This window comes from Niallia oryzisoli (genome assembly GCF_043641075.1).
Classification (GTDB): Bacteria; Bacillota; Bacilli; order Bacillales; family Cytobacillaceae; genus Bacillus_BD; species Bacillus_BD oryzisoli_A.
This window is the reverse complement of record NZ_JBHZRC010000001.1, coordinates 367017-387402: the sequence shown is the minus strand read 5'-3', so window position 1 is coordinate 387402 and position 20386 is coordinate 367017. Positions and strand designations below refer to the sequence as shown.

Here is a 20386-nt window from a genome sequence, read left to right as displayed (position 1 = left end):
CATTTTAATACATACAAAAAAGCATAACCTTACCAATTTGGAAAGATTATGCTTAAAACTAAATACCAGTTATTACCCATGCTGCATTCTTTTTCGATTGGAGTCATTTGTCTGATTGGATGGACCCATCACAATGCTATAATCACATATAGCTTCAACATCGTTTCGATCATGTGTGACCACAATACAGGACATGTTGGCTTTTCTCAAAATAACCCCGAGTTCCTCACGGATGGATTCTTTTAAATCCGCATCTAAGTTGCTAAAAGGTTCATCCATTAACAGAATGTTTGGCTTCGGTGCAAGAGCTCTGGCGAGTGCAATCCTTTGCTGCTGTCCGCCGCTTAATTCATGTGGATATCTTCTCACGAATTGTTCCATCTGAACTAGTTCCAGCATTTCATCCACACGCTGCTTTCTATCTTTTCTCGGCATTCGCGATAATCCAAATAAGATATTATCCTTTACAGTCATATGTGGAAATAGTGCATAATCTTGGAAGACCATTCCCACGCCTCTATTTTCCGGTTGTATAAAGAGCCCCTCATCGACAACCGTCATTTCAGCAATTTTTATCATTCCTTTTATCGGCATTTCTAGGCCGGATATTAAGCGGAGTAACGTACTTTTACCACTTCCGCTTTGTCCTAATATCCCTACTATTTCTCCTTTTTTCATCGAAAATGAAAAATCATTAATAACAGGATCCTGTTTTCGAGAAAATGAAAAAGTTAAATTTTCAATTTGTACGATTGTCATTGTTTCACCCTCCTCCCTAACACTTGGAAAATGATTACAGATATGATGCTGATAGCGATAATTAACAGCGATGATGTCGAAGCTTCAAATATTTGCTCATCATTGGCATATTGGAAGGTCTTCGTAGCAAGAGTTTCAAAATTAAATGGTCTTAGAAGTAAAGCCAAGGGCAATTCCTTGCATATTTCTACAAAGGTTAAAATAAACCCACTGGCTAGAGCCCCCTTAATTAAAGGCAAATCTACTTTGAAAAATGTTTTTGTTATCCCTAATCCAAGCATTCTTGAAGCTTCCATGTACTTCGTCCCCATTTTTTCAAAGCCAACTTCAATTGCATTATATCCGGTAGCCGTAAATCGTATAAAATAGCCAACAACTAACATAACAATCGATAAACTTAAAATAAGCGGGGCTTCACCCAGCCCAATGGAAGAGTATATCGGTGCAAGCCACTGGTCAAGGTAGATAAACATGGCCAATACTCCTATCGCAATAATAGGTCCTGGAATCGAATACCCTGTTGTTACACATTTCGATATGATGTAAGAAAAAGTGGATTGCTTTCGGCAAACATTCGCTACAACAACAGAAAGAATGAGAATGATGATCGTTGAAATAATCGCAAGTAAGACCGTTTGATATACCAATGTAATAAAAGTTGAATCCCAAACTTTATGAAAAGTCATTTGTGCCCACACTAGTAACTGAATAAAAGGAATAAGAAATCCTATTAAAAAGACAATACTGCAATATAAAAAGGCTCCAATTGAGGATATTCCCTTCAGTTTTATAGGTACAAGCGGTCTAGATTTATTATGAATCGTATAGCGGCGTCTCTGTCTAAGTAATTTTTCAATAAAGAAAACTCCAACAATAATGATCATTAACCATGCTGCAAGCTTCATTGCAGAATTTACATCATACATTCCAAACCAAGTTTGAAAAATGGCTGTTGAAATCGTATGAATGCCTAAATGGCTGGTAACCCCATAATCCCCTAGGACTTCATATATAACTAATACGGTACCGCCAACAATGGCGGGTCTTGAAAGAGGAAGAACTACTTTGAAAAAAACGGCTAATGGTTTCCTTCCTAATAGTCGAGCGTTTTCAATATACGCTGTACTTTGATTTTCAAGAAATGCTCTTGTAATCATATACACATAGGGAAAGAGAAATAAGGTGAAGATAAAAACAGCCCCACCAATTCCAGTAACGTTTAACCATTCCGGACTTATTTGATAATCAAAACGGTTTCTTAATGTCGTTTGAATCACACCCGTATAGCTCAGCATAGCTTTATACGTATAAGCAGCTATAAAAGTTGGAATGGACAATGGCAGCATTAACCCCCAACGGAAAAATCGCTTCAGAGGAAAATCATAGGCTGCAACCAGCCACGCTAGGGTTACACCTAAAAATGCAGTAAAAATACCTGTGAACCCAACCAGCATGATTGTGTTCAAAACATAATTTTTCAGCAAGTATTGACGTATTTGAAGCCAGTTTTCATTTGGTTCATGAAAAATAGAGGAGAAAATAAAAAGGATAGGCAGTAGAATCACTACTGCCCCAACGATACTTACTATCCACCAACTGTTAAACTCTTTTTTTATTTTACGTTTAATTAGTTCTGCTTTCATTATTACTTCCAGCCTGTTTTATTAAAGATTTCGATTGCTTTTTTATTATGCTCCCCTAAAGTATCGAAATTTAATTCCTGCATTTTGAATTCTCCCCAGCTCTCAAGTAGTTCTGGTTTTGCTGCATGAGGATTTACCGGGAACTCATAGTTATTAGCAGATAAGTACTCCTGCGCTTCTACACTTGTCATATATTCAATCAGTTTAATCGCATTTTCTTTATTTTTGCTGTGCTTTGTTAAACCAATTCCACTAATATTTACATGGGTACCATTTGTTTCCTGGTTCGGGAAGAAGACTCCAATACTATCAGCAACTTTTACTTCCTCAGGATCTTCAGAGTTCGCTAATAGACCAACATAATAAGTGTTCATGATTGCAACATCGCCAACACCTGCAGCTATTGCTTTTGCTTGGTCACGGTCACCGCCGTCTGGCTGACGGGCAAAATTATTTACTATTCCTTTTGACCATTCTTCCGCTTTTTCTTCCCCGTTTAACTCAATAAAAGATGCAAGCAATGACTGGTTATATAAACTTGTTGAAGAACGAACAAGCAATTTCCCTTTCCATTTGTCGCTTGTTAAATCCTCATATGTGGACAAATCCTCTTGTTTCACTCTATCCTTAGAATACGCGATTATACGGGCTCTAGTTGCAAGGCCTATCCAATTATTATCGGAATCACGAAAGTTTTCTGGTACATTTTTATCAATTGTATCTGAAGAAACCGGTTGCAGGATATCGTTTTGTTTTGCATTGGCAAGAACTCCGCCATCAACTGTAACAAACAGGTCTGCTTGGGTGCTTTCACCTTCACGTTTTAATCTTTCAATAAGTTCTTCCGCTTCCCCTTTTACAACATTTACTTTAATGCCTGTCTCATCTGTAAATTTCTTATAGATCGCATCATCGGCTTCATAATGTCTGGCCGTATAGATGTTAACTACTTGATTCTCAGTTGTTTTTGGTTTTGAAGCTGATTCTTCCTCGTTTGACTCGTTCTGATTGTTACCACCGCAGCCTGCTAGTCCAATCGTTAGTGCCGTACTAAACACAAGCGGTTTCCAAAATTTTGATAATCTCATGTTTGTATCCCCTTTTTTGTTTGTTATTGAAAATGATAATTGTTATCAATTAGTGCACTTTTATTGTACATACGACCATGCCCTTGTGTCAACTATTAATTTATAGTTTTGAATATTTTAAATAACACTATTTAGTTGTTAATAAAAAATAAAAAGACTTTCTATATTAATAGAAAGTCTAGCAATGTTCATCTCATGTTTAAAAGTTTTATTTTACAAGAAACGGATTTCCACCCATATTCTTTCTAGCTTCGTCTGTTACTACGATTGGCTCATTAGAAAATTCAACTGAATTTGTGTTGGTTCCATTAACCATTTCTACGCTGCCATCATAATAAAATGTCTGATTTTCCATTTTCCCATCTCCATAGCAGTAGTAATATTTGACTATTTATTGCAAAATAATTGCTATATATTACAGATATTACATTATTTTTACTATTTTAACAAGATTTATTATTAACCCTATTTAAATTAAGTGAATATTTAGAAAGTATGTGCTAGGTCTTTTGCTCGAGCGATACCATTCTGTTTTATCTCCTCGGCTTTATCCGGCATAGCTGCATGTCCCTCGATAAATAGTCCTTCAACATTAGGAACGCCGAAGAAACTAAAGATAACTTGTAAATAACGATGCCCCATTTCCAGTGCTGCAGCTGGACCTTCTGAATAAATACCACCTCGGGCTTGGATGTGAAGAACCTTCTTGTCTGTTAAGAGACCGACAGATCCTTGGTCTGTATATTTAAACGTCTTGCCCGCAACAGCAATCGAATCAATATAAGCTTTCATCACGGGCGGAAATGATAAATTCCATAATGGTGTTACAATTACATATTTATCGAACGCAATAAACTGATCACTCAGTTCATTCAAACGACCTACCTTGGTTTTTTCTTCATCTGAAAGTTCTTCAAAGCCTTTGCCAGATTGTAGCTTGCCCCATCCACTGAAAACATCCGTATCAATATGCGGAATGTGTTCTTTATATAAATCTAGATGGACCACCTCATCATTTGGGTTTGCTTCTTGATAAGTTTCGATGAATGCCTTCCCTGCAGCCATACTAAATGATTGTTTATCGTCATGTGGGTGTGCTGTTATATAGAGTAATTTTGCCATGGACTCATCCCCTTTTTCATAGTAATTATTAGACTTTATTAATATGAAGGAAACAAGTAATAACTATGCATTCTTACATGGATTATTTTGAGCACAAAAAAATCCCTGTACATGATACAGGGAATGATTCTATTATTAAACCGTATATACCATATACTATTTCAAGCTATTTCGAAATGAATCATAATCCATTTTAATGAAATGAAATAGGGTGGCATTTCCTCCTCGATCAGGATGCGTCAATTTTAAAAGTGTTTTATAACCGGCTAGTATTTCTTTTGCGCCAGCTGTTTTTGATAGTCCGAGCTTTGGTCGTGGATCATATGTTTTTAATGGACTAGTTTGGGTCTTTTCAGGATCTGATTTAGTTCCTTTTGTGAATTCTTCCTTCATTTTTAATAATTGATTCCGCAAATCAAGATTTTCCTTTAATAGCTTTCGAGCTTCTTTTTGTAATTCATGTTTTTCCTTTTGCAGATCCATGATTTCTTTTGATAATTTATTTCTTTGCTGTATTAAAGTATTAATAGAAGATTGATGAAGCTCTTCAATGCCTTTTATATGCTCTTCCTGTGCTTTCATTTTGGCCTTTAATTGACGAATAACCTTATCTTCAACAGGGGTATGCGATGACCGTCTTGGTCTTGGTTCATTCGATATGTATTCCTCTATGCGCTCGCCATTACCTACGTGTTGAATCTTTCCCTCACGTACCCAGCGACGAACAATGGGCATACTCATGCTTGGAGCAACACCAGCGTCCTTTAATAGCTGAAAGGCTTGATCCGTATCATCCAATATGAATCCGGAATTTCTTTGTCCGCCATCGTATGTGATCCTTCTTTCACGGAGCCAGCGTCTAACCGTTTTAATGCTAATATCCTCTGTCACACCTGCATTTTTCAATAATTCAAATGCCTGATCTGTGTTCACATGGTTTCCCCCTTTCTCGTTTGTTAAGACAATATGATGTTATCCAGCAATATTGATAATAAGAGAAATTTCTGCTAATAAAATATTACTTCTCCATTAGTAATAACTCACCATTCATTTAATTACTTTTTATATTATAGGAGTAAATAAATAAAGTGAATGGACAAATAAGACTATTAGTGGTGGATTCTATGGGTAAGGAATGACAGGGTAAGTTAGAGATATAGGTCGGAAAAATCACCTCTTAACCTTTCTGAAGGTAGGAATCGTCATGAAAAATAAGTATTGAAAGGAAATGATTAACTATTGTTAGGAAAATATAATTAATAATGATAGAAACGAAAGAGAGGTTCAAAAATGCACCTCTCTCAATAAAACCTTTATTTAACCTTCTCTCCTTACTCTGTTACCTTAAACCCTAATCGGATGGCTGGCATCGCTGAGCCTGGATGGTCTGTCGAATAGGTGAGCTGTGGAATTAACGTCATATCTGTGTCCTTTTCTTTTTGCTTATAAATCCCTGGATACAGGTCAATCACATGAAAGCCGGGTTCACCGGTTGCTACCACATCGAAGGTCAGGTCTCCCTGGCTGTTAAAGGCACATAAATAACCAGTATACGCATTATCGTAGGTTAAATAGTATGCGTTATCAAATTCTGTCCAGCCTCCGCCTTTTATCGTCACCTGTATTTTAGTACCAACGGGTCCTGATGTCGGTGATATATTTACAATCGATGGCAGAATCCGTAAGTATTCCTGTCCATACACTTCATCACCCACTTTAAGGTCAATTCTGTGTGGGATTCCTCCTAAATCATCTGGCACTGGAAAATCGTAAACTAAATTACCGTCATGATCCGTTTTCAGTGTATGAAGCTTTGTTGAGTGCTCAGCAAAACCTAATCCGGAAACACGGCTTCCCTTCATTGTATTCCAAATAATATCGACCTCTTTATCTTTTGGCAGTCCAGCTGCTGTCAGCTTAACCGGCTCGCCAACAGTACCTTCACTCCTATCCAGTTCCAATTCTACACTCGATTTATTTTTAAGCTCAGGCATTTTAACCCCGCCGTTTGCTGCTGTTGGTGTAGGCTCTACATAACTTTCTTTAACTGAAGTTGAATTAGTTACTTCAAATAAAAAATCTGGTGCAGGCTTATCAGGGTATGGTGACTGCAAATAATTGATATACTGCATTCCCAAGTACCCTGTTCGGAGTCTAATCGCATGCTTTCCGACAGATCCTGCTGCACGGATTTTGGCTTCTGCTGTACCATTTGTCGCAATGGCCGAAACTAACCCTGTATATTTATTATCATAGGTTAATTGCCAATTCCGCATATAGGTACTCCAGCCTAGGCCTTCTACTTTAATCGTAATTTCTGTACCAACCGGACCCGATTCAGGAGACATCGTAAAGGAAGGATCAAGGGTAAATGCAGTTTGACCAATTCTATTATCCATGGAAACTACATAAATTGTCATGTCGCCGCCAAAACCTTCGGGCACCTTAAAGGAGCCATTCCAATTCCCATTAGCATCACTCGTTCCCTCTGCAAGTACAACCTCTCTTTCTTTAAATTCAGGACCAATTACTTCATAGAGATCCTTTATATTATAGCTGCCGTCCATTGTCATCCAAATCAGCTTTACCGGTTTATTCGGCTCGAGTTCATTGACACTAAAATCAATATTTTGACGGACAGTTCCTCTAATATTCGATAATTTGATATTGTTTTTTAGGGCTTGCTCTTTTTTTGTAACGTTCTTCTCTGTATCATCTGATAATGAGGCCTTTTCTGATTTTGGCTCTGGCTTCGAAGATGATTGGTCCGTACATGCACTTAAACCAGTCAGTAGTGCAGCTGCTCCCAAAATTTGAATAACTGTCTTCCATCTTACTTTAACCAAATTGCACATCCTTCCATTTCTATTACTGCAACTAGGGTAGCTGTCTTCCTACGTTAACAGAACCTATTCGCTCATGAGTATATACATACTTCGATAGGTAATCATTTTACAGATTGATGATCAGACCCATTAAATCTATTTTATTGTGCAGGTGCTTCTTCAGGTCCTGGGGCTGGTGCACCTTCAGGAACAGTCCCTGCAGCAGAAGGATCAACAATTGTGATTAAGGATGGCTGTACATTAAAAGGCCGGAACTCTCCTTTGGCGGCACCTGCTTCAGCAGTTACGTAATATTCCAGCGTTCCAGTAGGTGTATTCTCAGTCACTGGATAGGCAGCAGTCCAAAATTTTGCTGGGTCCTTTGCATCAGGTGGTGAATGTACGCCAAGCTCCATATCAAGCACCTCACCGGTTGATAGATGCACTTGCAGTTTAGCATCTTCCATTTGTTCATTATTTGCATCTAGTGCATTCATTCGGAAGACAATTTTATCCCCTGCAGCATATCGGCTTGCAAGGACACATCCTCCCATTTCAGAGACCGTATCCCCTGAAACCATAATGACATTACTTTTTCCCCCATCATTACTGGAATCGTCTGTAGTACTTGTTTCCTTGTCATTACATCCGACTACCATTAATGCACTGCTTAAAAGCAACCCCATTAGTATCGACTTTTTCTTGGACAAATTGATCTCCCCTTTTTCAAAGTTTACTGAAAATTCTTTTCTGCCTCCCTTTTCTATTGTTTTTTCTTTCGACCTAGGACGCAAAGGCTACAAGGTAAAATATATTACTGACTAGGCAATAATATAAAATAAAATATTTGAATATTCAGTCATTAATTGTCACAATCAATAAAATATTATCTGTCAAAATTCAACCCTGGATCACCTCTGGTTATGTAAATAAAAAACTAGCTGTATGGGATGCTCCTCAAGGTGTCATGCAAAAGTATTTCATGTTTCATGTAAAACATAGGGCTGACACCTTTTTTGAGAAATCCCCTAAACTCCTAATTTAGCTTGTAATACTTTTCAAAACGAATAGAAGTTAACTTCCTAATGTTGATTATCACCTTCGTTTTCCTTCTCGATTAAACGATATAATCGTTGCTGCTCTTTGATTTGTTTATTGCAATCGAATTTCACTTCAATGACCGTTCTTGCCTTTTTCGTGTATTTATCCCAGATTTCCGGGTGGTCGAGGAAATAGCTGATCCCTTCTGCTAGTTTCTTTGCATTTTTTTCAGGTGCAAGAAAACCCGTCTTTTTGTGCTCGATTAATTCTGGAATTCCTCCATGAAAGGTGGAAATAACCGGTAATCCGCTTGCCATTGCTTCCTTTAATGCATTGGGTATTCCTTCTACATCGCCGTCATCACCTGTCTCACTTGCTAAACAGAAAAGATGTGCCCTTTCCAGTTCCTTAGCAATTTGCTTTGAGTCCATCGCTCCTCTAAGAAAAATCTTGTCTTTTAATCGTAGTTTTTCAATATATCGTTTAAGCTTAGCCTCATCCTTACCAGTTCCAATGATATGAAGTGTTGCACGAGGGTACTTCTGCTTTAGCAGCTGAAAGGCATTGATTAGTGTAAGGAAGCCCTTCTTCTCTACAAGCCTTGCTACTGATAGGATTCTGACTTCTCCTTCTTTCGGCAGGGACCTTTTCACATATGGGTACAAGTCTATATTAATACCACCATATAGAACATGAATTTTATCTCTTGGAAATCCTAATTTTTTTAACTCTTCGGCCAGAAATTGACATACTGCAAAATATCCAGAACCCTTATTCTTTAATGATTTATATCGCTCCAAATTTGCACGATATCTTTCTACAGTCTGTGTGGATGAATCACGTCCACGAAAATGAACAATCAGAGGAATATTATACTTTAAAGCCAAGGGTAAAATCTCCAGCGAATGCTTTCCTTGATGGGCATGTATGGCTGCAACATGATGCTTTTTAAAAAAGCTTCCAGGATCATTAATATCATTGATATTATAGAAATGTTCAAATTTATATTGAACGTTTTTACTGTTGGAAAAAGGTCCAATCACGATAGTGTAGTATTCTTTCACCCCAATAATCTGATTGTACATAAACCCTTGATTAATTTTTAATGGTTCTCCAATATAAAAGACAATCGTTTTCATTAGATTCCTTCCTCTCTTTATTCACCAATGGTAACCACTAATGATCGATTCCTTTGTTTGATATCGCTGCAAAATGTGCCGATCTCGAATACTTAGATTTTCGGGCAGTAATGACCAATGAAAAAATTCAGCCTTTTGTGTTTCGATGCCATCAGGTGTAGGCAAGCCGCATGGTATGTCTTTCGTTACATAGGCAAGGGTTACAGGAAAATATTCATCCCCATTTGATAGCTTTGTAAAAAAGGTTTTTCCTGAAAATACATCAATTAATTCCAATTGTTTTATTGTTAAACCTGTTTCCTCCCATATTTCCCTTATACCAGCCTCCTCTGCTGATTCCCCTAATTCAATAAAACCACCAGGCAATTTCCACTTTTGTTCAGATTCAACCATTAGTAGGCGATTCTCTTGGTCTAAAACAACGACTACTACCCCGATTAAAATTAGTGGTCTTGTCCCAACAAGTGCTCGTAATTCCTCTATATACCCCACTGTCATGCCTCCCTTCACAAGAAGTTTGTTTCTCTCTTACATCCTCTTCTTTACCATTTACCTGTTACATTACATGCAAAAAAAGTAGATTTGAATTAGACAAACGACCAAATTTCAGGTTAAGTTCCTGTTAAGCTTTTCTAAAGATTTTTGAAATTTTAACACTAAAACGTTTACAAAAGGAACTTTAAGAAAGCAAGGGGACGGTTCTCCTGCTTCCAATTGAAGCAGGAGAACCGTCCCCTTGTATCTTTAATGAAAATATACTCTTTCCAGTCCTGTATATACATTAAGCGAATCATTGCGTATAAATCCAATTGTTGTGATTCCGAGCTGTTCGGCAAGTTTTAATGCTAGTTCAGTAGGTGCTGATTTTGACATGACAATTTCACAACCGATTTTCGATGCCTTTAACAAAATTTCGGCTGAAATTCTACCGCTGAAAGCCAATATTTTATCTTCAAGTGGAATACTGTTTCTCAGGCAATATCCAAATAATTTATCTAAGGCATTATGCCTTCCGATATCCATTCTGGAGAGATATACTTGTCCATTTTGGCATAAGGCCGCATTGTGGACACCTCCTGTTTTCTGAAATAGCGTGGATATTTGCTGCATTTCTTTCATTAGAGAAAAACACTCTCCGGAAGAAATTCTTACCCTCACTTTTTCTAATTTTTTCGCTGTTAAAGCATCATTAATGAAGACAAAGCCTTGTCTGCTTGCACCGCAGCAGGATGTGATATATCTTTTCCCTTGGAAGTTCTGATAATAAGGGTTCGTTCTCTTTGTTTTTACATGGGTAATCCCCGCGTTCTCTTCAATCCAAAGATCTTCAATGTCGGAGAAATGGCGAATGATTCCTTCTGAAGCAAGAAATCCCACTACTAAGTCCGCGATATAATCAGGTGAACAAACAAGAGTGACAAACTCGGTGCCATTGATTTTTATTGTTATGGGGTGTTCAGTAACCACGCTGTCTTCAAATTTTATTACCCCACCTTTACCTAAGTGAAGGACCTCACGCCTTACCTCAATCGGCTCCACCTTGCACACCTCATTTCCATGAGTCTATCCAATCCACAGCGTACTGCTAGTTTGTTGTGTTCCTCTAACCATACTAATCATTAAAAGAGTGATTCTTCCGATCTTCCCGGCAATTTTCACATATATGAAGCGTTACTGCCCGAATGGTTTCTTCATTGTTCTCCTCAAAGCCTTCCTTAGCCCCGCAAACTTCACATAAATTCATTTTCTACACCCCCCTACAAGATTATTTTCTAACGATATTGAAACCTGATTCAATTATTGCCTGTTCAAAATCTTGTTCAGATGCCATTCGTTCATCATAACTGAATGATATGTTCTTTTGTGCTGGACTTGCTTTGGCCTCAGTGATTCCCCAGACATCGAGTACTGCCTGGGTAATTTTTTTAGCATCTTCCTGACTATCAAGATTACTGATTTGAAGAATTTGTTCTTTCACTTCATACACCATCCTTACTTGTGGTTTGCCTTGTTTCGAAGGAATGCTCCACCCATCCCTTCTAGAAAATCAAACATTGAAGTCATAACGGTTCGAATTTCTGGTTTACTTAACCTCTTTCTCATTTTCCATAAACTTTCTTTTTCCCCGTTTTCTACAGTTTGGGACATTTTCTCAAGCCCAAGCGTGACCCCATTTAAGATTGTCTCGAGCTGTGACGGCTTTAAAGCACTAAGAAATTTAAAGATACCAAAGCCTGACTTAATGATGTTATGGACAGCAGGTTGATTAATTTGCTGCATAGCTATTGCACCAACTTCATCACTCTGTTTTAACAGGGATTCAGCCGTTTCGAACACTCTTAAATCGTGAAGTCCTTTTATTAGCTCTAAACATGAAGTAACTGCCTCTTTATTTTCGGCAAGTACCTTCAATATTTCGTTTAAATCCTGGACTTGTTCGTTCGCTTGATTAGGTTCTTCCCATTTAATTTGCCTGATCGCTTTCGCCATAATGCCCCTCCATCAGATCATCTATTTCAGTAATTGGTGTATAATCTGAACGTTGCCATTTTTCTTCTACCTTCACACTGATTTGTGGTGTTCTGTTACCAAACCGGTGATTATGCTTTGGAAGAGGCGGCTCTCCACTTGTCTCAATCACGTCCATTTTCACACCCATTTCTTTGTATGCCGGTGTATGGGTTATAATGTCATGATAACTGCTCGTAAGCCTATTTACTGCTTCGAGGTCTTCAGCAGAATTCATAGCTAAATATAGTTCCTTACCCTTCACTCTGTCGGTTACAATTACCCTAACTTCTACATGTCCATATGGAGAAGTTAAACCGACAAGTGCACCATCCTCTAAACCCCGCTCCTTTGCTAGTTCAAGTGATATTTCAAGCCAAGGATGCGGAACTTTATGTGTTAAGCCTTTAGATTTATACGTCATGTTCCCTTCATGGAAATGCTCCAAAAGGCGTCCATTGTTTAAATGAAGATCAAAATCTTCCCCTGCATCAAAAGGTTCAGTCCAGTCTACTGCCACAAGTCTAGCTTTTCCATCTGGGAACCCAAATTTATCTTTAAATAGCAACGGAGTATCTGATCCATCTGCTTTGACAGGCCAAACTTGTGATGTAAAACCTTCTAATCTTTCATAGCTGACACCTGCAAAAAACGGTGCAAGCTTTGCAGCTTCGTCCATAATTTCTGAAGGATGCTGGTAATTCCAATTTGCACCCATTTTATTCGCTAGTTCTTGAAAAATAATCCAATCCGGCTTTGAATCACCCAGTGGTTCAAACACCTTGTAGAACCGTTGGATCCGTCGCTCTGTATTAGTAAACGTCCCATCCTTTTCAAGACTCGGTGCTGCCGGCAATACTACATCTGCAAACTGAGCAGTTTTACTAAAAAATATATCCTGAACCACGAAAAAATCGAGTTTTTCAAAGTTCGATTGAACATAATTTGAATTAGCATCAACAATGGCCATATCCTCACCAAATAGATAAAGAGCTTTCAACTTGCCTTTACTTATCCCTTCCACCATATGATGGTTATCGTGTCCTGGTACTTCTGAGAGTTTTACTCCCCATTCCTTTTCGTACTTTTCTCTAACATCTTTATCCTGAATAGGTTCGTATCCAGGCATCCAGGCAGGCATTGTGCCAAAATCACAGGCACCCTGTACATTATTATGGCCTCTTAACGGATAGGCTCCAGTACCCGTTCGTCCATAATTTCCAGTAACCAGCAATAGGTTAGAAATTGCTGTACTGGTGTCAGTGGCTCCCATATGTTGAGTGACACCCATTGCCCAAAGCATACACATTGAATCTGCTTCCTTGATTAATTCGGCCAGCTTTAGCAATTGTTCCATACTTAAACCTGTTTTTTCTACAGCGTATTCAAGAGTATATTTTTCCAAAGAAGCCCTATACTCATCAAGACCATTCACGCGATTAGACAGAAAATCCGAATCCTCCCAGCCCTGATCTAAGAAATATTTCGTAATAGCATTGAGCCAAATGATATCAGATCCCGGCTTTGGATGAAGATGCAGATCAGCTCTTTGTGCAAGCTCATTTTCCCGTAAATCTACTACGATAAGCTTTTGTCCAAAAAGCTTATGCGCTCTTTTAATTCTAGTAGCGAGAACAGGATGTGATTCAGCAGGATTTGCCCCGACAATAAGGATTAGATTAGATGCCACGATATCTTCAATGGTACCTGAATCACCTCCAATTCCAACTGTTCTCATAAGCCCTGAGGTTGCTGGTGACTGGCAGTACCTAGAACAATTATCCACATTGTTTGTTCCCATAATTGAACGAGCGAATTTTTGAAATAAATAATTTTCCTCATTTGAGCATTTTGACGAAGCGATATAGCCAATGGAGTCAGGCCCATGCTCCTCTTTAATGCTTGTTAATTTCTCTGCAATCAATGATAGAGCATCGTCCCAAGTGGCTTCCACAAACTCCTCGCCTTTTCTGATAAGCGGTTTTGTCAAACGTTCTTCACTGTTGACAAAATTCCAGCCCCATTTTCCTTTCACACAGGTTGAAATTCCATTTACCGGTGCTTCAGGTGTGGGTTCAATCTTTAATATTTCACGATCCTTTGTCCAAACCTCGAAGCTGCACCCGACACCGCAATACGTACAAACTGTCTTTGTCCGTTTTATTTTCGCCTTTCTCATGGCCGCCTCCATTTCCGAGATAGCCAGGATTTCTCTGTAACCAGGTTCTACTTCTTTAATCGTATCAATCATGGGTCCCATGATTTTTGGCGGAATGGCAGTTAAAAATCCGGCATTGCCAAGCATCGATTTTTCCATTAATGCATTACACGGGCAAACACTTACACAATGTCCGCAGGAAACACAGGATGACTGATCGATTGGCACATCATTGTCCCAAATGACACGGGGAACGTCACGACTCCAATCAATTGACAATGTTTCGTTAACCTGTAAATCTTGGCAGGCTTCTACACAACGTCCACATAAAATACACTGGTCCGGCTCATAACGGTAAAAAGGATGTGAGTGATCAGGGGGGTACGGCTTTGCCCGAAAAGGATATTTCTGATGGGCAAGTCCCATTTCCATCACCGTATTATGTACTGTACAATTTCCATTATTATTGTCACATACTGTACAATATAGCTCATGATTTTTTAGAATTCTAGACATGGCCTCGTACTGTGCAGACTTAACTTCAGGTAACATCGTTTCAATTTGCATCCCAGGTTCTGCCCTTAATGTACAGGATCTCATCAATTGACCATCAGCCACTACATAACAAGTATCACATGTCTGGATTGTTCCAAGATTTGGGTGATAACAAATACCTGGAATAAATACTTCCTGCTCCCTTGCCACCTCAAGAACCTTTTGCCCCGGTTGGAAAGGAAAATCCCTCCCATCTATTTGAATTGAAAACCTTGATTCATTCATTTGCGATCCTCCTTATGTTGTTTCCTACTGCTACCAGTTCTTATTAATTTCTCTAATAATATTTACAATACTGGTAAAATTATTAATAAATAACAGGAGGTGGAGTAATGGATAAACATCAACTTCTTAATCGCGTTCAATCCATGATACAGTCATCTACGAAGAAACCGAAATACATGACCATTTCATCTGTGAAAGTAGCAGATCTATTCGATGTTAAACCGGAAGAGGTTGAAAAGGGCCTACAGGAACTTGTTAAGGATGGATTGTTAAAACAATCAAAATTAGACAATCCTCCTCATCATGATATATATTTAATGCCGTGAAAAATAAAAAAGCACATAACCTATGTGCTTTAAAAAAAATATGGATTTGTTTTACTTTGTTTGAAAATTAAACGGTAAAAGTAAAAGTACCTCAAGAATTTTGAGGTACTTTTTTATATTATCTAGTTGATGGCGCAAGACTTGCTTCTGGTGATGTTACTTTGTCATAGAATTCAACGAATTTATCACGATCATCGCTGTTACGGTATGCCATTGCAACACGAGGATGTTCATTTAATGATCCAGAAATCATATAAGGAATGATATAGCCCCACTCCCACTTCTCACGCATTGCAAGCATATGCTTCTGAATGATTTCAAGTACTGGTTTTATCTCATAGCTGCATTTTTGAATATAGCTGACAAGAAGCTCTGTATTGCAGTTACCAGCCGCACGTCCCATTCCATATACTGATGAATCAAGATATACAACACCATTTCTCATGGCCGTAATAGTATTTGCAAACGCTAGCTGCATGTTGTTATGTGTGTGTACGCCCAGCTGCTTGTTCGGAAGCATGGCTTGGAATTTTTTCACTTGATGCTCAATATCTGCTGGATCTAAGCTTCCAAATGAGTCAACAATATAGACAACGTCCACTGGACTTTCCTTCACCATTTCAAATGCTTCAATTAGCTGACGCTCAGGAACACTTGATAAAGCCATAATGTTCAAGGACGTTTCATAGCCTAGATCATGGAACATTTGGACAAGTTCTAAGCCTTTATCTACCTCTCGAATATAACACGCTACACGAATCATATCTAAAATACTTTCTTCACGTGGAAGAATATCATTTGGATCAACACGGCCTATATCAACAAGTGCAGATAGCTTTGTAAACTTTTTCTCCGGGATGATTTCCTTTAAGAATTTATCATCAAGAAATCTCCAATGATTTGGTTCAGTAGCATTTAATAGTTTAGCAGAGTTTTTGTAGCCAATTTCCATATATTCAACACCGGCTTCACTTAAACCGTTATACAAGTCTTGAACAAATTCCACACTGAAATCCCAATTATTTACTAAACCACCATCACGAATCGTACAGTCTATAATCTTATTACGATTTTCCATCTTACCGAATTCCCCCTGTTTCAACACATTTAGAAATATTTTTACATATTATTCGAAAAATAATTATTATATTTATACCATTCTTTCTACAAAAGTGCAAATTGTTTTCCGAAAATTCCAATTTATAGGAGAATGACGTGAATGCTGTTTCTCCTTATGGCCAGTGATATTTATAAAAGAATGAGCCGATACAGTCCTTTTATTTAACTTTTAGACTTTTTGTTAAAGCCCTGCGGTCACTTGCAGTTGGGGGTTCCTCCAGCCAATTCATATCTATCATTAGGTTTGTACCATCTTCAGCAAATCGTAATAGTTCTGACGTAAGCGTTACATATTTGAGTGCAAGGTCTCTTCTTGCCGTAACACTTAAAGCTGTACCATAATAAGCTATCGCGAGCTGTGTGGACAGCTGCACCTGATACATCATGAACTTGTCTGAAAAAGGTGATGTTGTCGAATTCGTCACAAGAGCTTGCCAGGATATCGGGGAGTTCAGTTTTTCTTCTCGAAAAATCGAGTCGAAAACCTCGATATGTTTATCGGAAATTTCCCTTCCTCTATTAATGTATTGACGTACTCTTTCAGATTGAGCAACCTGACAAAAACCAACTTTTAATGCCACATGCATATTCATTTTGTTCATATTAAATGTAATATCGCCAATTTCCATAGCTGTTAAGGGGCGTCTCTTGCCAATCCATCCGGTTAGAAAGCTTTGCTGATGGACAAAGTCTGTCGACTCTGCAGGCGTAATCACTGGTGGCCGAGAAAATAGTCCTTTCGTTAGTAGAGCATCAATTGTTTTTTCAAAAAGATTCGTAACTTCCTTATTACAATCTATGTAATAGTTTCTTATATCCGACCGAATAGACGTACTAAGGGAAAGGGCATATCCGGTAATCCCCTGCATTGCCATAATATACATATAATGCAGATAAAATGGATCCTGAAAAAGACGAGGAGCATGGATATCTACATCTTCTTCTGTGAAGCCTTGGGGTATTGGAAAGTTCTCTTCTCTTAATAATTCTTCTATTTTTTGGACATGCTTTTCTGAATACTCCATGGCAAGCGTATAGATTTCGATTATATCTTCATCTTCTAAGTGTTCCAATGCATATTTCATAAAGCCAATTGACATCGTATCAAATAAATATTGTGTCCAAAGACTTGAAATTTCAGGAGCTGTAAGCTTAATACTATCCTTTCCCATCGTTAGCCTCCTCTAGCTGATGTTCATTAGAATTTCCAGTAAGATTCGTTACTATTCAAAGCCACCTATATAATAGAAAATAGCGTATAAACTGTCATCAGTTTATACGCCATTTTATTTACTAAATTATACAATTAAATAGTTCGTAAATAATACCAAACCAAATTTGTGAATTGAACGACTTGCGATTCAATGGTTGTTTCATTAAATAATTTTTGAAATGGTTTTAATAAGGGTTGAAGTACAACCTTACGAATCCTTTCTCGATGTAGTTCATTTAAAATGGCATCCAATAAGTCCATCTGCTCTTCATTAAAGGAATACTGTTCCTTCAGGTGCTCACTTAATTCTATTAACTCTAATTTCGTTACTATTTTTTTATTTACATTTGCACTCAATAAATCTATCGCAGAATAATTAACCATGGCACTGCCTCTTTTCATCATAAAAGGCATAATTAATTCAAGATAGGACAAAATTACATCTACTAAATGATGTAATGAATACGAACTATTCGTTACTCTTAATGTAAACAACATATATTGCAGCATACCATAAAATAAAACCGATCCTTCAAATGCATAATCCCTTATTTCTTCTCCCATCACTTCAATAATGCGATTCGTCAGCCATTCCATTTCAAACACGCGATGCTGCATGACCAATTTTTTTAAATCGGTTTCATTAGAGGACAAAATGGCCTCAAATAAGGGCTGCACATTTCGTTCCTCATTTAATCGAAGCAGTATCGTAATTTGTTCTATAAATACATCGCGGTCCTTCGTATCCCTTCCAATTTGGATAGCAATTCGCTGCTGACTTGCATCATATCGAAGAAATTCTAAAATGTCCGCAATACAATCATTTTTAGATGAGAAGTAATTATAGAAAGTCCCTTTCGAGATATTTGCTTTTTCAATAATTTCCTGGATAGAGGTTTGCTGAATCCCTTTCTCTACAAACAGCTTTAAGGCAATGTCAGCCACTTTTCTTTTCTTATTATTCATGTATCTTAGCCGCCCTCCCGCCATGCTAACTAAGTTTAGTATATATTCCAATTGCTAGAAATTCAACCTCATTTATACTAAGAGTACAAAAACGTTGCATAAATTGAACTATGAGTATAAAATAAATCAAGTGAAAAATAAATATAGAGGGATGAGAAGGATGGATTCAACTTTACAAAATAAAAAAACACCCTATGTGATGATTGTTATTTTATTTATTGGAGCTTTTGTTTCATTTTTAAACAACTCCTTATTAAATGTAGCATTACCGTCTATTATGGTTGATTTAAAAATTCAAGATTACTCAACTGTACAATGGCTTGCAACTGGTTATATGCTTGTCAGCGGTGTCTTAATTCCGACATCAGCTTTTTTACTTACTCGCTTTTCGAACCGACATTTATTTATTACTTCGTTAGCGATTTTCACTTTAGGAACTGCTTTAGCAGCTTATGCACCAAACTTTAGCATCCTGTTAACTGGACGTATGGTGCAGGCAGCAGGCTCTTCAGTGATGGGACCATTATTAATGAATATCATGTTAATCAGTTTCCCGCGTGAAAAGCGAGGAGCTGCAATGGGGATTTTCGGTTTAGTTATGATTACAGCACCGGCAATTGGACCTACGTTATCTGGCTATATTGTAGAGTACCATGACTGGCGTGTATTATTTGAAATGATTCTGCCATTGGCTGTTATCAGTCTTATTCTTGCAATTTGGAAAGCAGAAAATGTGATGGAGCAAAACAAACAGTCGACACTTGATTATTTATCAGTTGTTTTATCCTGTATTGGTTTTGGAGGGATTTTATATGGATGTAGTTCTGCCAGCTCAGATGGCTGGACCGATGGAATTGTCTTAACCACATTAATAGTGGGAGGAATTGCTTTAATTTCTTTCATCATTCGCCAAGTAAGTATGGAAAAACCATTATTAGATTTACGTGCTTACAAATATCCTATGTTTGCCCTTGGATCTGTTATTTCTATTGTAAACTCAATCGCCATGTTTTCCGGTATGATTTTAACACCTGCATATGTACAAAGTGTTCGCGGAATCTCACCGCTAGACTCAGGTCTTATGATGTTACCTGGTGCAGTTATAATGGGAATAATGTCCCCTATTACTGGTAAGCTTTTCGATCGATTTGGTCCTCGCATTCTAGCAATAATCGGACTAACGGTTACGGCTGTATCAACATACATGCTTGCACACCTTCAAATCGATTCCAGCTATACCCATATTATTTTGATTTACTCATTGCGTATGTTCGGAATGTCAATGGTAATGATGCCAATAATGACAAATGGATTAAACCAGCTGCCAACTCGTTTAAATCCACACGGTACAGCGATTAATAATACAGCGCAACAAGTTGCTGGTTCCATTGGTACAGCTGTTTTGGTAACGATTATGAACTCTGTTACAAAATCAGAAGCTACAAGTTTAATGTCAAGCGTTGATCCAACAACTTTAACAGAGGCTACAACCGCTGCATTAACACAGCAGGCATTATTAACCGGTATTCAATATTCCTTCTACGTTACATTTATCGTAAATATTGTAGCACTAGTATTAGCCCTATTTGTAAAACGAGTTGATACAAGTGCTGAAGCAGTTAGCAAAATTGAAAATCAAAATAGGGCACCTGGTGCTGTCGTTAAATAAAATGCAAAAACGCCGTTAAACTCAACTGTT

Annotated in this window: 20 protein-coding genes; 2 read left to right on the top strand and 18 right to left on the bottom strand. The window is 37.8% G+C overall.

The genetic code is table 11. From position 1 onward, the window contains the following. Positions 1–72 precede the first annotated feature (72 nt). From ACHUFV_RS02035 to fdhF, 15 genes are all read right to left on the bottom strand, one after another. A complete protein-coding gene (locus ACHUFV_RS02035; protein WP_394231941.1) occupies positions 73–759 on the bottom strand; it encodes an ABC transporter ATP-binding protein in 687 nt (228 codons plus the stop codon). Next, positions 756–2402: an ABC transporter permease gene (locus tag ACHUFV_RS02030; protein ID WP_394231940.1), complete on the bottom strand. Its 1647-nt coding sequence runs from the start codon at positions 2400–2402 to the stop codon at positions 756–758. Before ACHUFV_RS02030 ends, ACHUFV_RS02035 begins: the two co-directional genes overlap by 4 nt. A 2-nt stretch (positions 2403–2404) precedes the next feature. Continuing rightward, positions 2405–3490 carry a Fe(3+) ABC transporter substrate-binding protein gene (locus tag ACHUFV_RS02025; protein ID WP_394231939.1) on the bottom strand — a complete coding sequence of 362 codons (1086 nt, stop codon included), beginning with the start codon at positions 3488–3490 and terminating at the stop codon, positions 2405–2407. A 208-nt stretch (positions 3491–3698) separates the two neighbouring features. Further along, positions 3699–3845 carry a hypothetical protein gene (locus ACHUFV_RS02020; protein ID WP_394231938.1) on the bottom strand — a complete coding sequence of 49 codons (147 nt, stop codon included), beginning with the start codon at positions 3843–3845 and terminating at the stop codon, positions 3699–3701. Between the two features lie 131 nt (positions 3846–3976). Beyond that, entirely contained in the window at positions 3977–4612 is a 636-nt protein-coding gene (locus ACHUFV_RS02015) for an FMN-dependent NADH-azoreductase (RefSeq protein WP_394231937.1), read from the bottom strand. 156 nt (positions 4613–4768) lie between these two features. Continuing rightward, the gene (locus tag ACHUFV_RS02010; RefSeq protein ID WP_394231936.1) at positions 4769–5545 is read right to left on the bottom strand and encodes a hypothetical protein; all 777 of its coding nucleotides are present in this window, start codon (positions 5543–5545) and stop codon (positions 4769–4771) included. Positions 5546–5943: 398 nt separating this feature from the next. Continuing rightward, the gene (locus tag ACHUFV_RS02005) at positions 5944–7458 is read right to left on the bottom strand and encodes a hypothetical protein (RefSeq protein WP_394231935.1); all 1515 of its coding nucleotides are present in this window, start codon (positions 7456–7458) and stop codon (positions 5944–5946) included. A gap of 140 nt (positions 7459–7598) precedes the next feature. Beyond that, on the bottom strand, positions 7599–8123 hold the full coding sequence (locus ACHUFV_RS02000) for a hypothetical protein (RefSeq protein WP_394231934.1): 525 nt from the start codon (positions 8121–8123) through the stop codon (positions 7599–7601). A 396-nt stretch (positions 8124–8519) separates the two neighbouring features. Beyond that, the gene (locus tag ACHUFV_RS01995; protein WP_394231933.1) at positions 8520–9617 is read right to left on the bottom strand and encodes a glycosyltransferase; all 1098 of its coding nucleotides are present in this window, start codon (positions 9615–9617) and stop codon (positions 8520–8522) included. A gap of 21 nt (positions 9618–9638) precedes the next feature. Further along, complete coding sequence (locus ACHUFV_RS01990) at positions 9639–10109, bottom strand: NUDIX domain-containing protein (RefSeq protein ID WP_394231932.1); 471 nt, start codon at positions 10107–10109, stop codon at positions 9639–9641. A gap of 252 nt (positions 10110–10361) precedes the next feature. Then, positions 10362–11156: a formate dehydrogenase accessory sulfurtransferase FdhD gene (fdhD, locus tag ACHUFV_RS01985; RefSeq protein WP_394231931.1), complete on the bottom strand. Its 795-nt coding sequence runs from the start codon at positions 11154–11156 to the stop codon at positions 10362–10364. Between the two features lie 73 nt (positions 11157–11229). Next, positions 11230–11361 (bottom strand): hypothetical protein, encoded by a 132-nt coding sequence (locus ACHUFV_RS01980; RefSeq protein ID WP_394231930.1) that lies wholly within the window; start codon positions 11359–11361, stop codon positions 11230–11232. Between the two features lie 21 nt (positions 11362–11382). Then, positions 11383–11595, bottom strand: a complete 213-nt coding sequence (locus ACHUFV_RS01975) for a heavy-metal-associated domain-containing protein (protein ID WP_394231929.1) — start codon at positions 11593–11595, stop codon at positions 11383–11385. A 14-nt stretch (positions 11596–11609) separates the two neighbouring features. Further along, positions 11610–12107 (bottom strand): helical membrane plugin domain-containing protein, encoded by a 498-nt coding sequence (locus ACHUFV_RS01970; RefSeq protein WP_394231928.1) that lies wholly within the window; start codon positions 12105–12107, stop codon positions 11610–11612. Further along, positions 12082–15063, bottom strand: coding sequence for a formate dehydrogenase subunit alpha (fdhF, locus tag ACHUFV_RS01965; RefSeq protein WP_394231927.1), 2982 nt, complete (start codon positions 15061–15063; stop codon positions 12082–12084). The genes ACHUFV_RS01970 and fdhF overlap by 26 nt, the downstream gene beginning before the upstream one ends. 107 nt (positions 15064–15170) lie before the next feature. Between fdhF and ACHUFV_RS01960 the strand changes: the two genes are divergently transcribed. Next, positions 15171–15389: a hypothetical protein gene (locus ACHUFV_RS01960; protein WP_394231926.1), complete on the top strand. Its 219-nt coding sequence runs from the start codon at positions 15171–15173 to the stop codon at positions 15387–15389. A gap of 118 nt (positions 15390–15507) precedes the next feature. Here the strand turns inward: ACHUFV_RS01960 and ACHUFV_RS01955 are convergent, their stop codons facing one another. The 3 genes from ACHUFV_RS01955 to ACHUFV_RS01945 form a co-directional block, all read right to left on the bottom strand. Continuing rightward, the gene (locus tag ACHUFV_RS01955) at positions 15508–16467 is read right to left on the bottom strand and encodes an aldolase catalytic domain-containing protein (RefSeq protein ID WP_394231925.1); all 960 of its coding nucleotides are present in this window, start codon (positions 16465–16467) and stop codon (positions 15508–15510) included. Between the two features lie 199 nt (positions 16468–16666). Beyond that, a complete protein-coding gene (locus ACHUFV_RS01950) occupies positions 16667–17680 on the bottom strand; it encodes a DUF3231 family protein (RefSeq protein WP_394231924.1) in 1014 nt (337 codons plus the stop codon). 134 nt (positions 17681–17814) lie between these two features. Continuing rightward, positions 17815–18687, bottom strand: a complete 873-nt coding sequence (locus ACHUFV_RS01945; protein WP_394231923.1) for a TetR/AcrR family transcriptional regulator — start codon at positions 18685–18687, stop codon at positions 17815–17817. Between the two features lie 160 nt (positions 18688–18847). Here ACHUFV_RS01945 and ACHUFV_RS01940 point away from each other — a divergent pair, with 160 nt between their 5' ends. Beyond that, the gene (locus tag ACHUFV_RS01940; protein ID WP_394231922.1) at positions 18848–20356 is read left to right on the top strand and encodes a DHA2 family efflux MFS transporter permease subunit; all 1509 of its coding nucleotides are present in this window, start codon (positions 18848–18850) and stop codon (positions 20354–20356) included. Positions 20357–20386: the final 30 nt, after the last annotated feature.